This is a genomic window from Dehalococcoidia bacterium (assembly GCA_035310145.1).
In the GTDB taxonomy this organism is placed as follows: domain Bacteria; phylum Chloroflexota; class Dehalococcoidia; order CAUJGQ01; family CAUJGQ01; genus CALFMN01.
In genome coordinates this window covers 1-13,356 of sequence record DATGEL010000108.1, presented here as the reverse complement: position 1 = coordinate 13,356, position 13,356 = coordinate 1, and the positions used below count along the sequence as shown (strand labels likewise).

15 protein-coding genes are annotated in these 13,356 nt (G+C 69.7%); 7 read left to right on the top strand and 8 right to left on the bottom strand.

Annotated elements, in window-relative coordinates; translation table 11 throughout:
- The first annotated feature begins 53 nt into the window (after window positions 1-53).
- Window positions 54-938 carry a radical SAM protein gene (locus VKV26_20260; GenBank protein HLZ72243.1) on the top strand — a complete coding sequence of 295 codons (885 nt, stop codon included), beginning with the start codon at window positions 54-56 and terminating at the stop codon, window positions 936-938.
- Between the two features lie 315 nt (window positions 939-1,253).
- Here the strand turns inward: VKV26_20260 and VKV26_20255 are convergent, their stop codons facing one another.
- The 4 genes from VKV26_20255 to VKV26_20240 form a co-directional block, all read right to left on the bottom strand.
- Window positions 1,254-1,544 (bottom strand): GYD domain-containing protein, encoded by a 291-nt coding sequence (locus VKV26_20255; GenBank protein HLZ72242.1) that lies wholly within the window; start codon window positions 1,542-1,544, stop codon window positions 1,254-1,256.
- A 152-nt stretch (window positions 1,545-1,696) separates the two neighbouring features.
- Window positions 1,697-3,139: a S41 family peptidase gene (locus VKV26_20250; protein ID HLZ72241.1), complete on the bottom strand. Its 1,443-nt coding sequence runs from the start codon at window positions 3,137-3,139 to the stop codon at window positions 1,697-1,699.
- 13 nt (window positions 3,140-3,152) lie between these two features.
- Window positions 3,153-3,977 (bottom strand): alpha/beta hydrolase, encoded by an 825-nt coding sequence (locus tag VKV26_20245; protein HLZ72240.1) that lies wholly within the window; start codon window positions 3,975-3,977, stop codon window positions 3,153-3,155.
- A gap of 79 nt (window positions 3,978-4,056) precedes the next feature.
- Complete coding sequence (locus tag VKV26_20240) at window positions 4,057-4,503, bottom strand: chromate resistance protein ChrB domain-containing protein (protein ID HLZ72239.1); 447 nt, start codon at window positions 4,501-4,503, stop codon at window positions 4,057-4,059.
- Between the two features lie 368 nt (window positions 4,504-4,871).
- On the opposite strand from VKV26_20240, the gene VKV26_20235 reads away from it, so the two are divergent.
- From VKV26_20235 to VKV26_20215, 5 genes are all read left to right on the top strand, one after another.
- Window positions 4,872-6,098, top strand: a complete 1,227-nt coding sequence (locus tag VKV26_20235) for a sugar ABC transporter substrate-binding protein (GenBank protein HLZ72238.1) — start codon at window positions 4,872-4,874, stop codon at window positions 6,096-6,098.
- The gene (locus tag VKV26_20230; protein HLZ72237.1) at window positions 6,098-8,089 is read left to right on the top strand and encodes a histidine kinase; all 1,992 of its coding nucleotides are present in this window, start codon (window positions 6,098-6,100) and stop codon (window positions 8,087-8,089) included. The genes VKV26_20235 and VKV26_20230 overlap by 1 nt, the downstream gene beginning before the upstream one ends.
- Before the next feature lie 158 nt (window positions 8,090-8,247).
- Entirely contained in the window at window positions 8,248-9,090 is an 843-nt protein-coding gene (locus VKV26_20225) for a class F sortase (GenBank protein HLZ72236.1), read from the top strand.
- A 3-nt stretch (window positions 9,091-9,093) separates the two neighbouring features.
- On the top strand, window positions 9,094-9,858 hold the full coding sequence (locus tag VKV26_20220; protein ID HLZ72235.1) for an SDR family NAD(P)-dependent oxidoreductase: 765 nt from the start codon (window positions 9,094-9,096) through the stop codon (window positions 9,856-9,858).
- 157 nt (window positions 9,859-10,015) lie between these two features.
- A complete protein-coding gene (locus VKV26_20215) occupies window positions 10,016-10,567 on the top strand; it encodes a hypothetical protein (GenBank protein ID HLZ72234.1) in 552 nt (183 codons plus the stop codon).
- A 94-nt stretch (window positions 10,568-10,661) separates the two neighbouring features.
- Here VKV26_20215 and sodN read toward each other — a convergent pair whose 3' ends face one another.
- On the bottom strand, window positions 10,662-11,180 hold the full coding sequence (gene sodN, locus VKV26_20210) for a superoxide dismutase, Ni (protein HLZ72233.1): 519 nt from the start codon (window positions 11,178-11,180) through the stop codon (window positions 10,662-10,664).
- Window positions 11,181-11,345: 165 nt separating this feature from the next.
- Between sodN and lepB the strand changes: the two genes are divergently transcribed.
- Window positions 11,346-11,840: a signal peptidase I gene (gene lepB, locus VKV26_20205; protein ID HLZ72232.1), complete on the top strand. Its 495-nt coding sequence runs from the start codon at window positions 11,346-11,348 to the stop codon at window positions 11,838-11,840.
- Window positions 11,841-11,898: 58 nt separating this feature from the next.
- Here the strand turns inward: lepB and VKV26_20200 are convergent, their stop codons facing one another.
- From VKV26_20200 to VKV26_20190, 3 genes are all read right to left on the bottom strand, one after another.
- The gene (locus tag VKV26_20200) at window positions 11,899-12,282 is read right to left on the bottom strand and encodes a DUF5615 family PIN-like protein (GenBank protein HLZ72231.1); all 384 of its coding nucleotides are present in this window, start codon (window positions 12,280-12,282) and stop codon (window positions 11,899-11,901) included.
- A gap of 11 nt (window positions 12,283-12,293) precedes the next feature.
- The gene (locus VKV26_20195; GenBank protein ID HLZ72230.1) at window positions 12,294-12,530 is read right to left on the bottom strand and encodes a DUF433 domain-containing protein; all 237 of its coding nucleotides are present in this window, start codon (window positions 12,528-12,530) and stop codon (window positions 12,294-12,296) included.
- A 99-nt stretch (window positions 12,531-12,629) separates the two neighbouring features.
- A partial coding sequence (locus VKV26_20190; GenBank protein HLZ72229.1) for a zinc-binding dehydrogenase occupies window positions 12,630-13,356 on the bottom strand: 727 nt, incomplete at its 5' end.

Here is a 13,356-nt window from a genome sequence, read left to right as displayed (position 1 = left end):
ACAGATGTTCTGTTGAGACGATCGCCGCGCCGGATTCCGGTGGAGGCAGGGGCGTGGCGCGCGTCTCGGTGCAGGAAGTGACCTGCCGCTCGGCGCTCAACCGTGTGCAGGGCATGCCCTTCAAGTGGAGCCTGAATCCCTACCGCGGCTGCGCCCACGGCTGCCACTACTGTTACGCCCGCGCCACGCACCGCTATCTCAATCTGAACAGCGACGCCGGCTTCAGCACGGCGCTGCTCGCCAAGACCAACATCGCCGAAGTGCTGCGCCGCGAGCTGTCGGCGCGCGGCTGGCGCCGCGAGTCGATCTCGCTGGGCACGGCCACCGACCCCTATCAGCCGATCGAAGGGCGCTACCGCCTCTCCCGCGCCTGCCTCGAAGCCGCGCTCGACTTCCGCACGCCGATCTCGATCGTGAGCAAAGGCACGCTAGTGCTGCGCGACGCGGATGTGCTGGAGGATCTGGCGGCGCGCGGCCTCGCCACGGTCTGCATCAGCGTGCCGACCGTCGACGCCGTGGCGGCCCGGCTGACGGAGCCGGGCACACCGCCGCCGGCTCAGCGGCTGAGCGTCGTCGAGCGGCTGGCGGCGCGCGGCATTCGTGCGGGGGTGATGATGGCGCCGCTGCTGCCGGGCATCACCGCCGACGAGGCGCATGTCGCGGCCACGGTGCGGGCCGCGGCGGAGCATGGCGCCCGCTTTCTCTGGTGCGGGTTGCTGCACCTGGACGCTGGCGTGCGGGCGCATTACCTCGACTTTCTGCGGGCGACCTTTCCTGAGCTCGTCGATGGCCATCTCAGGCTCTATCACGGCAAATACGCACCGGAGCCATACGCCCGGCGCGTGGCCGAGCGGGCGGCCCGACACAAGGACGAACATGCGGTGGGCGAGCGCTACGACGTGCCGCGCGAGGCGCCGCGCCAGCTCGCGTTGCTGTAGGCTTGTGGGCCGGCACCGGTTCGCGGCATGGGGTCTGGAAGTGTCCTCAACAGCCTGGTTGCGAGAGCGAATCACCTCGGCCGCCGGGCCCGTCCGCCGCGAGCGAGCAGTTTGCACGGCCGCAGGGAGCGGCGGTCAGGCGGTCAGGCGGTCAGGCGGTCAAAGGACGGATACGTTCACCTGCCGCGCAGCCGCGGTGGGGGAGCGCCGCGTTGCCCTGCCGTTTGCCGTTTCATGAGACATGGGTTCAAAGCCGGCTCGTTTGCCTGCGCTGGGCGTCAGGTGGCGCCCCGTCGCCGGTTTCGAACCCATCGGTTAGACCTTGCTGATGATTTGCTCCATCTCCTGCTCTGTGAACGCGCGCAGCGTCTCGCTGTGCACGTTCCCCGCTCCCGCGATGTTGAACAGGCCGGCCATCATCGCCTGTTCGTCCGGAGCCTCCACCAGCGCGACGAGATCGTAGCGGCCCTGTGTCCAGTACAACCCGTTCACTTTGAAGCCACGTCGCTCGTTTTCAGCACGCGCCTCCTTCGCGCGCTGCACGGTGCTCTTCGCGTCTTTCCGCCCCTGGTCCGTGAAGCGATATAAGACGATATACGCTGGCATGCTGCTGCTCCTCCGGCGCCCCCCCGCGTGCCCACGAGTATATGGCGGCTGTCAACGTGCTGGCTGGTGGCGCTCCGGCTGCCGGGCATTGGCTCGCGTTGCCGCCGGTCTCGCCCCGCGGTAGTCGTGTACGACAGGCGCAGGCGCGCCGCCTACGGTCCGGCCTGCGCCACGGCGGCTCGCAGCAGGTTTTCGGCCCGTTCAAGCTGGCTGTCGCGGCCGGTCGTCACGTCGTCGGGGTTGGCCGCGATCTCCGCATCGGGCGTCACGCCCTGGCCGTCGAGCGGGCGACGGTCCACGCCGCTGAGCGACTGCACCGCCGTGACCGAGAGACCGCCGCCGTCGGGCAGGGCGTCCAGATTCGCCGCGTTCGCCACGCCGGCGCTCCTCTCGCCCACGATGGTGGCCCGCCCGCTCTCCTGCAACGCCGAGGCAAGGATCTCGGAGGCCGAGGCCGAGCCGGCGTTGATCAGCACCGCCAGCGGCCTGGCCGGCAGGTGCTGGCCGCGGCCGGCACGGCTCACGGAGTCGCCGCCCCGCGTGTGGCTCACCAGCAGCGGCGAGCCGGGAGGCAGGAAGCGGCTGGCGATCTCGTTCATCCCGTCCAGATAGCCGCCGCCGTTGCCGCGCAGATCCAACACCCACGAGCTGACGCCGGCCTGCTCGAAGCCGTCGAGCGCCTGATCGAGCGCCTGTGCCACCGTGTGGCCGTCGGGCAGCCTGGCGCCGGCGGGCGGAAAGCTGCGCAGGCGCACGTAGCCGACGCCGCCGTCCAGGACGCGGCTCTCGAAGGCGAAGATGCGGATCACGGCGCGCGTGATCGCCACCTGCACACTGCCGGCGCCGCGCTGCACGGTGACGGAGACGCCGGTCCCCGCCGGGCCGCGCAGCCGGCTGACGAGCTGCGCCAGCTTCAGATCCGCGACCAGCGCGTCGTCGACCCTGGTGAAGCGGTCGCCGGGATGCAGGCCGGCCTGCGCCGCGGGCGTTCCCTCGAAGACTTCGCCGACGTAAACGCCGTCCGGCCGCTCGTTGAGCGTCACGCCGATGCCGGCGTAGGAGCTGACCGTATCGCCGCGGTGCTGCCAGTGGTCCGGGTCGATGAAGTAGGTGTGATTCTCGTGCACGGAGGAAGCGAGCCCGGCGATCGCCGCATGCCCCAGCGCGGGCGTGCTGACGCTGCCGGCCGACGCCGCGCTCAGCGCCCGGAACGCCGCGTCGAAGGCCAGGCGCGCCGCGCCCGCGTCGCCGTCGAGGCGCGGCCGCGGCAGCGCCGCGACTGCCGGGCCGGCCGGTTTCGCCGCGCCGATCGCCGCGTCCCAGGCGCCGCTCAGCGCGGCGTCGGCGTCGATCGGCCGGAAATATTCGTGCTGCAGGTCGGAGAGCGCGGCATGAATCGCCGAGAGCTCGCTGTCGGCCGCGTTTGGCGCAACGACGGGGCGGCGCAGGAAGCCCGTTGCCTGGCCGACGCCGGCGACCAGCCCGACCGCGAGCAGGGCAAGCGCCAGCGGCCGCAGCAGCGCACGCGGCGCGAGGCCCGCGGCCACGTTTCGCGGGGCAGCGCGCACAGTCCAGCGTCGCGGGGAGCGTGGCACCGTTGACCTCGTGTTACCGCGGCCGGGCGGGCGCGGCCGCCGGCGCCGTTTCCAGGAAGGTGAGCACGTCCGAGGCAGACCCGGCCGCAAACTCGACGTGGAAGCCGTGCCGTGCGCCGGGATAGAGGACGAGCTTCGCGCCCGGAATGCGCTCGGCCAGCAGGCGGCCGTTCGCCGCCGGCACCAACTCGTCCGCGTCGCCGTGCAGCACCAGCGCCGGGCAGCCGATCTGCGGCAGTTGCGCGAAGCTGTCGTGCGCGACAACCGCCGCCATCTGGCCGTTGATGCCGGCCTCGCCGGCGCGCAGCGGCGCGTTCTGCTGTGCCCGCTGCCACAGCTCGGCACGGTGCGCGGCGGCAAAGGCATCGCTGTACATCAGCGGTAAGGTCAGGTCAAACGCTTGCTCCAGCGGTGCGGTCGCCGCCTGGAGCAGCGCCGCGATCACCGCATCGGACGCGGGCGTGGCCTGCGTTCCGCCCGGCGTGGTGCAGCCGAGGATGAGGGACAGGGTGCGCTGGGGGGCGCGCAGCGCAACGTGCTGGGCGATCATGCCGCCCATGCTGACGCCGAAGACGTGCGCCTGCTCGATGCCGAGCTGCGTGAGCAGGCCGAGCGCGTCATCGGCCAGCTCGGCCATCGTGTAGGCGGCCGCGGGCGCGTCGCTGCGCCCCGCCCCGCGATTGTCGAAGGCGATCACGCGGTGGCGGCTGCTCAGCGCCGGCAGCAGCGGCCCCCAGGCGGTGGTGTTGGCGGCGAAGCCCATGATCAGCAGCAGGGGCGAGCCTGCGCCGTGCGCTTCGTAGTAGAGGGAGATGCCGTTGACGGACGCGTGAGGCATGGCGGGGTGATGCTCCGGCGCGAAGGGCGCCCGTACAAGGTACTACACCGCTGCAAGCAGCGCCGATCGCGCCCCGCGCTCAGGCATCTTGCACGTCGCCTGCCTCCTGGCGGGCGCACCAGGCGAGCAAGGCGTCGTACAGCGGCCACTGCAGGTGTTGGCGCTCGACATCGCTTTCCACGTCGAGCGCGAAGCCCTCGGCGATCGCCCGCAGGCCGGCGCCCTCCGGCACGCTGTTCAGATCCTCGGCGATGTCGGCGGCGTGCACGATGCGCGCCAGCCGCTCGAGGCCGGGCGCGACGAGGTTGAACTCCTCGATCAGGACTTCGAAGCTGCACTTGCCCTCGCGGTGCGTGTAGCGGGCGCCGGGAGCGTCGAACGAGCGCGCCTGCTCGCGTTCCGCCACGGCCAGCACCTGCTGCGCCGGCACGAAGCCGAACTCCGCCTCGTCGTCGATGAAGCGGGCGATCAGCCAGGGACAGGCGACCCGATCGACCGTGACGTTCTCACGCGTGACCCATTTCATCTGCCGGCCTGCGCATCCTTCGCCGTCTTTGCCGGATTGAACATACCCTGCGCCGTCCGCCGCCCCGGGCCGGTCTATCATGGCCGTAGTCCGCGGCCCGACTGCCGGCCGGCGCCGGATTCCTCCGAGCGGTACCTATGTCCGCCGTCGATCGATACCTCGGTACGCCCCGTCGCGTCGCGTCACCGGATAGGCTGAGTTTGTACGGAAATTGTAAACTTGGTAGGGCGCCGCTGCGCCCCGGCGTGGCAGGAATGGGCGTCCGCTGGCTATTGGTAGTTCCCCTTTTTGCGCTGCTGACTGCGTGCGGCGGCTCGGTTCACCATACCCTGCCGCCGGCGGCCCAGGCATCGCCGACGCCGGCAGCGGTGACAACGATTAGCTGGTCGTTCTGGGGCGATCCGCAGGAGCGCTCAATCAACGAGCGCATCGTCGGGCTGTTCGAGAAGGAACACCCCGAGATCCACGTCGAGACGCGCTGGGCCGCGTATGGCGACTACATCCTGCGCATCAAGCAGTGGGACGCGGAAGGCGATCCGCCGGACGTGGCCTTCCTTTCCGACGTGCCGCCCTACGCCGAGTCGGGCTACGCTGCCGACCTTTCGCCCCTGATCGCGGCCGATCACTATGACCTGAACGATTTCTATCCCCAGATCGTGGACGGCTTCCGCTACCGCGGCGACCTGTACGGCCTGCCGCGCGACAACGACACGAAGGTCATCTTCTACAACAAGGACCTGTTCGACGCCGCGCAACTGCCGTATCCGCAGGAGGGCTGGAGCTGGGACGATCTGCGCCGCGATGCAATTGCGCTGAGCACCGGCGGCGCCCAAGCGCGCTACGGCTTCGCCTTCGAGCCCGATACCTGGTGGAAGCTGTGGGTGTGGCAGAACGGCGGCGAGATTTACGATGGCCAGGCAGCGCCGAAGCGGCTGACACTCGACAGCCCGGCCGCGCTGGGTGCGTTGCAATACCTGCACGACCTGATCTACGTCGATCATGCCACGCCGCCGTACAGCGCGCTGACCTCTTCGGAGCAGATCGGCCAGCTTTTCGTCGCCGGCAGGCTGGCGATGGCCTTCGGCAACCACGCGCTGGTGCCGCTCTTTGCCGGCACGGCGGGGTTGCACTGGGCCGCGGCGCCGCTGCCACATGCGGCGCAGTCGGTCAACTACGCGGGCGGCGCCGGCTACGTGATCGCCGCCCGCTCGCGGCACCCGCAGCAGGCGTGGACCTTCCTCAAGTGGTTGCTCAGCACCAAGGGCGAGGCGGTGTTCACCGAGTCCGGCCTGATCGTGCCCAGCCGGCGTTCGGTGGGCAACAGCAACCTGTTTTTGCAGCAGGGCGTGCCCGCCGCCTCGCACGGCCTTTCGCCTGCCTCCGGCGACGGACCGGGCGGCCTCTCGCCCGAGGTTGGGCGGGTGTTCATCAGCGAAACCGAGCGCGGACGGAAGGACGCGCAGTTTCACGGCTACCTGGCGATCTTCGACGCCGTGAATGCCGGCGTAACGCCGATCTTTGCAGCCGGCGCCGACCCGCGTACCGTAATCAGCGGTCTGACCCCGCAGATTAACGCCATGCTGGGAGGGCGCTGATGCGCGGCGGTGGCCACCACGATGGGCATACCGTGCGCTGGCCGTTCGTGCCGACGTGGATCCACCGGCTGACGCTGGCGCAGCGCGTGCGCTGGATGTTCGGCGTGGGCGCGGCGGTGGTGATCATCGTCGGCCTGGCCGCGAGCATCATCATCCGCCTGACCACCGATGCGCTGAGCCAGGCCGTCGTCGTCGTGCGAGCCGACCAGCAGACGGTGGGCGCGATGAAGGACGCGCTCAGCACTGAGAACGCCGGCGTCCAGGGCTTTTTGATCACCGGCGATGCAACGTATCTGCAAAAGTTCGACAGCGGCCATGCGAACTTTACCGCCGCCGCCGCGCAGCTTGCCGGCGGCCAGAGCAGCGCCGCCGATCGGGACGCGGCGGCCGCCGTCAGCGGTCTGGAAAACGCGTTCCGCCAGATCGCCCAGCAGGAGATCGATCTCAGCCGCGCGGGCTTCCCCAGCGCCGCTGCCTTTCACTGGCAAACCGAAGGTCAGCAGTCGGAGGCGGCGCTGCGCTCGCGCCTGGACGACGTCGTCGCGGCCAAGCAACAGCAGTTGCAAAGCCTGCTGAACGGCGCCAACCGCCACGAGCTGAGCACGCGCTTCATCTTCGCGCCGATCGTCGGTTTCACCGCCGCGGCCGGCATCCTTTTCGCCTTCCTCGCCAGTCGCAGCGTCTCCGTGCGGATCGAGCGGCTGGACGAAGCGATCGAGCGCATCGAGGGCGGCGATTACAACGTGCAGATCGCTGAGCACCGCCACGACGAGCTGGGCCGGCTCGCCCGCTCAATTCAGAACATGGCGCGGGCGCTGGAGACAGAGACGCGGGAGCGCGATCAACTGCTCGCCGAGCGGGTGCGCGCCAACGAGCGCATCACCGCACTCTACGACGTCGCTCGCACCGTGAACCAGTCGCTCGATCCGGACGAGGTGCTGCGGCTGGCGCTCGCCCGCCTGCAGGCGCACACGCAGATGCGGGCCTGCGTGGCGCTGCTCCGCGACGAAGAGACCGGGCGGTTCAAGATCGTGCTGATGGAGGGTCTGGGCGAGGAAACCGCGGCCGAACTGTCGGGGCTGATGGAAGAAGAGGGGGCGCAGGAGTTCGCCGCCGGCGTGCTGCGACGTGATGGCCTGACGCCGATCGACCTCGACGCGCTGCCGATCGAGACGCAGCCGTTTCGACTGGCCGTCGCCGTGCCCCTGCGGGCGAAGGGCACCGACCTGGGCGTCCTCATCCTCGCCACGCCCAACGCCTCGACCGTCAGCGAAGACGAGGAGCAGCTCATCGAGGGGCTTGCCAAGCAGGTGGGTACGGCGCTCGAACACGCGCGGCTCTACAGCCAGAGCCGCCAGCTTGCCGTCACCGAGGAGCGCAACCGCCTGGCGCGCGACCTGCACGATTCCGTCACCCAGTCGCTGTTCAGCATGTCGATGATGGCGCAGGCGCTGCCCAGCCTGATCGAGCGCAACGCCGGCCGCGCCGCGGAACGCGCCACCCGCCTGAGCGATTTGGCGCGCGGCGCCCTGGCCGAGATGCGCATGCTGATCCTCGAGCTGCGCCCCGCCGCCCTGCGTGAGATGGGCCTGGTGGACGCGCTGGAGCGCTACGTGCCCGGCTTCAGCAGCCGCGAGGACATGGAGGCGACCTTCTGCGTGGAGGGCCTGCAGCGTCGCTTGCCGCACGATCAGGAGGACGCGCTCTTCCGCGTGGTGCAGGAAGCGCTGAGCAACGTGGCCCGCCACGCCCAGGCCAGCCGCGTTTCCGTGGTGCTGCAATTTGAGCCGCAGACCGCCAGCCTGGCCGTCACCGACGACGGCGTTGGCCTGCCGGAGCCGTTGCCCAGCGGCGGCTTCGGCATGATCTCGATGCGCGAGCGGTTGGAGCGGCTGGGCGGCACGCTCACGATCGAACCGGCCGACGATCACGGCTGCCGCCTGTTCGCCACGGTGCCGGTGCCGACGGCGACGACCTCGATCAGCGTGTAAACCATCCTGTCGCCGCGTTGGCCCGATCACAGTCGCCCGCACGTTCTCAGGGCATGCGTGACGGCGACGCGCGCTGGTGTACCTGTGGATGGGTACACTGAAGCTGCCGGTGGCGCCTGCGTGCGCCGAAGCCATGGACAGCGGGTGGGGGTGGCGGCATGTGGCGGCTGGCGGGTCGGGCGGGTCGAATCAAGCGATTCCTGCTGGGGCGGCCCGGTGCAACGCGGGCGGCGCGGGCCTACCGTGCAGCGGCGGCGGTATGCCTGATCGCGGCGCTGGGGCTGCTGGCGTTCAGCGCCTACAGCGTCGCCAACCAGGGGCCGACGCAGAAGAAGCTGGCGCGCGGGGTCGTTTTCGATCAGCCGCTGCTGGCCGCGGCCGCGACATCCGAGCCAACCGCGCCGCCCAGCCCCTCGCCGGCCTCTGCCACCGGAACGCCCACGGCATCGCCCTCTGCCACGCCGTCGTCGCCGCCCACCAGCGCCCCGGAGCCGCCATCGCCGACGCCGGCGCCGAGCCAGGCGGGCATCGTGCGGCTGAAGATCGCCGCGATCAACGTTGACGCTCCGATCAGCGTGAAGGGCGTGGACGGCCGCGGCGTGATGGAAGATCCGAACAGCTGGAACGACGTGGTCTGGTACAACTTCAGCGGCCGGCCCGGCTTTGGCAGCGGCAACAACGCCGTGTTCGCCGGGCATGTGGACTACATTCGCCACGGGCCCGCGGTCTTCTGGGATCTCAGCAAGCTCAAGCCCGGCGATGCGGTGGATGTGGTGCTCGGCGACGGCACCGATTACACCTACCGCGTCACCTCGATGGCGGTGTACGGTGCGAATGACGCCCCGGTCGACGCGATCATCGGCCCGACCTCGACCGAGTCGGTCACGCTGATCACCTGCAACGGCACCTTCGCGGCCGGGGAGTACAACAACCGGCTGGTCGTGCGCGCGGAGCGGCTGAGCAACGCGCCGCTGCCGGACCAGGTGACTCCGAGGGGATAGCGCGTGGATATCGGAGGAACCGTCGCCGTCGTGACCGGCGCCGCATCGGGCATCGGCCGCGCGATGGCGCTGGCCCTGGCGCACGAAGGCGCCAGGGCCGTGGTGATCGCGGATCTGGACGAAACGGGCGGTGAAGAGAGCGCGGCGCAGGTGCGCGCCGCCGGCGCCAAGGCCGCCTTTGTGCGTGTGGATGTGACCGATGCCGCCGCGGTGCGCGCTTTGCTGGACGAGGCGCAGATGCAGTTCACACGGCTGGACGTGCTCTGCAACAACGCCGGCGTGGGCGAGCCGGCGGCCGGCCTCTTCGACGAGGCGGGCGACCTCGACGCATTCGAGCGCGTGGTGGCGATCAACCTCACGGCGGTGATGCGCGGCACGCAGCTCGGCGTAATCAAGATGCGCGAGCTGGGCCGCGGCGGCGTGATCGTCAACACCGCCTCGATGGGCGGGCTGCGGCCCATGCCGACCTCGCCGGTCTACGCGGCGACGAAGGCGGGCGTGATCAACTTCTGCCGCTCACTGAAATACTTGTACGAAGAGGCCAACATCCGCGTCAACGCCATTTGCCCGAGCTTCGTAGATACGCCGCTCGTGCAACGAGAAGGCCCGGAGCGCCTCGCAGCGCTCAGCGGCGGCTTGCCCATGCTCAAGCCGGAGCTGGTGGCGCAGGGGCTGATCGAGCTCGTCACCGACGACTCGCGCGCCGGCGCCGTGATGCGTGTCACCAGCCAGAAGGGCATCGACTACGCCCGCGAGATACTTCCTTAGGGAACAGGGAACAGGGAACAGGGAACAGGGAACAGGGAACAGGGGTTCGGCGGCGGAGTCTCGGCACTTTGGCGGGCGATGCCCGGGCTTCTGCCCGTCGCGCACGCGCGACGTAACGAGCCGCGTGAACGGCTGGTCGGTTTCCTACGATAGAGAGGTGACGAGGCGAGCTTACCTGCTCGTTGCCGCGGCGGCGATGGCGCTGATCGGTGGCGCGGCGCGGCCCGATCGGCCGCTGGCCAGCGCCCTCAGCGTGACCTATCCGGCTGGCTGGAACCTGGTCGGCGGTCCGGCGGGCACGACGTTGACCGGCGCCTCCGGCAAGCTCTACACCTTCGGCTTCCGCGACAAGCAGTACGAATCGCTCGCCTCAGACACGCCGTTGACCGGAGGCCTGGGCTACTGGGCCTATTTCCCCAGCGGCGGCAGCGCCACGCTGGGCGAAAGCGGGCCGTGCGTGATCGCCGTGCCGATCGGCGCCGGCGAGTGGGTGATGGTCGGCCATCCCTGGGCCACGGGCACGGCCACGGTGCGCGGCGCCGAGCGCGTGCTGAAGTACCAGCCCGGCAGCGGCTACGTCGCCGGCGTCACGCTGCGTCCGGGCGAGGCGGCCTGGGCCTACTCGCACGTGGCGACGAGCGCGGCGGTGGTGGTGGACGATTGCCCCACGATCAACTCGGTGCCGCCCTCGCCGCCCGTGCAGCCCTGATGCGCACGCCGGCGCGACCGGGGGAGAGACGCCAGCGCCCCCGGCCGGTGAGACAGCCGGAGGCGCTGAGCGATGTCGCGGCGCCAAGCCGCTGCTACGTGGTCGGGTAGACGAACTCGCCGCCGGCCGCGCCCTGGTTGCTGGCCTGGCGCCTGGTCTTCACGCCCTTCGTGTCCCAGAAGATCTCGGCGATCTGCTGGCAGGCGGCCAGCAGTTGCTGCGAGGCGTCCATGTTGACGGCCTGCTTCACGGTCGAGGTCAGCTTGGTCGCCTTCCAGAAGGTGTCGTGCAGGTTGGGGTGCTTCTCCACGTGCTCCGGCTTGAAGTAGTCGCTCCAGAGAATCACCAGCTCGTGCTCGCAGATCTTGGCGTGCTCTTCCTTCACCGCCGTGTAGCGCGAGACCTGCATGCCGTAGGTGTCCATCGCCGCCTTGTCGCCGCCGGCGGGCGCGGGCAGCGCCTCGATCAGCTGCACCATGCGCACGACGGTGAGCGCCGCCACCTGGGCCATGTGCGGATCGTAGATGCCGCAGGGAATGTCACAATGGGCGTGGGCCTCGCGCGGCGCCCGCACGCGGTCTGCCAACCGCAGGGCTCGATCCAGGACAGACATGGGTTCGCTCCTTCTCTCCAGTGTGCCGGCGCTGGCGGCCGGCGCTGACTCCGCACTCACGTCGCATGAGCGCGGCGATAGCCATGAGCTGCGGGATCGACGGCCATGAAGGGCGGTGCGCTGCGCGTCAGCCGGCGTCTGGACGGGTTACGCCGGACCGTTCGCGTGGCTCTGCACCTCCTCGGGGGCGTGCGCGTTGCCGTCGTCGGTCAGAGTATGCACCCCACGCTGCGCGACGGCGACCGGCTGCTGGTGAGCCGAATGGCCTACCGGCGGCGGCGGCCACGGCGCGGGGAGATCGTGCTGCTGCGGGCCGGGGCGGGCGGCGCCCGCAACCCCGAGTCTATCAAACGGATCGTTGGCCTGCCACACGAACGGGTGCAGGTAGTTGCCGGAGAAGTACACCTCGACGGCCGCTCGCTGCCAGAGCCGTACCTGGCCCGGCCTGCGAGCGAAGCCGAACGCGCGATGCGGGCCGCGGCGCTCGCGCTCAGGCCGCCGTGCGAGTGGCGGCTCGGCGCAGACGAGTACATCGTCCTGGGCGACAACCGCGCCCGCAGCACCGACAGCCGTGCCTTCGGCCCGCTGCGCCGCCGTGACATTGTAGGGAGAGCCTGGTATCGCTACGCGCCGCGCGGGCGTGCGGGGCGGCCGGGTTAGATGCCTCAAAACAGCGCGGGGTTCGACCAGTTCGATGCGCCAGAGCGCCGGTCAGAAGTCATGAATTGTCTACATCGCCGGCTCCGGGTAAGGCAGGCGGCAGAGGTGCAAGCCGCAAGCGTTGCTCATCGAGCACGACAAACGTGCCGGACCAATCTGGAGAGCTTTCGAAAGCCGAAACTACCAGGTCAGCCATGTTGTTCCAATTCAGATCCGCTGCCAGCCGAACAAGAATCACGCCAATCGGGGGAGGCAGCCGATCACGAAAGATGAGAGCGCCAAAATCTTGATCGAAGGTCAACAGGTAGCGCTGCGTCGCCCTTGCACGGAAGAGGAGATCCCGATCGGCGCTCCCGCGGGCATCTTCGTAGATCCATTCAACATCGTGCCCGGCGGCGCGCAGTGCGAACACGACGGGGCCGGGAACATTTTCATCGGCCAAGAGCTGCACGGTCAGGCTGGGCGCCGGTAGCCGTAGACGCGTTCGGCGTGCACCGCATCGCGCCCGTAGGCGATGCAGGCGCGGATGTCGTCTTCCGTCAAGCCTGGCCAGGCGGCAACGATCTCCGCCGCCTTCTTGCCGCCGGCCAGCAGATCGAGCATGTATTCAACGCTCAGCCGGGTACCGCGGATGACCGGCTTCCCGCCCATCACATCGGGATGAAGACTGATCCGCTCGCGCCAATCCACGAATCGCCTCTCCCCCGAATGTAGCCTGTACAGCATTACACGCCCCGGCTCGACCAGCGTCGAGCCGGGGCGACGTTATTCCGCGCGCGGGATGTGCGTTTACCGAGCCGCGGCCGCGGCTGCCCGCGTGCCGCTCTTGACGGCGTCTTCGTCGAGAATGAGGACGCTTCTGGCGACCTCGCCGGCCTTCATCGCCCGCATCGCCTCGTTCACGTCGTCCAGCTTCCCCCGCCGCGTGATCATCTCATCGAGCTTCAGCCGCCCCTGCCGGTAGAACTCGATGTACTGCGGCATGTGAATCCGGAACTTGTTCGAACCCATGCTGCTGCCCTGGATCTTCTTCTCGCGCAGGAAGGACGGCCCGTCCAGCTCCACCTTCTGCCCCACGGGGATCATGCCGATGATCGTGGCTACCCCGCCGTTCTTGAGGCACTCGAAGCACTGCTCCGCCGCCTGCTTCAGGCCGATCGCCTCGAAGGCGTAGTCCACGCCGCCGCCGGTCAGCTCGCGGATCGCCTTCACCGCATCGGTCGAGCTGGCGTCCACGCCGTGGGTGGCGCCCAGCTCCTTGGCGGTGGCCAGCTTGTGCTCGTGCACATCCACGGCGATGATCATGCGGGCGCCGGCGATGCGGGCGCCTTGGATGGCGGAGAGGCCGACACCGCCGGTGCCGAACACGGCCACGGTCGAGCCCGGTGCCACCTGCGCCGTGTTGAGCGCGGCGCCCACGCCGGTGGTGACGCCGCAGCCGATCAGGGCGGCGGCGTCCAGCGGCATCGCGTCATCGATCTTCACCACGGCGTTCTCGTGCAAAAGCATCTTCTCG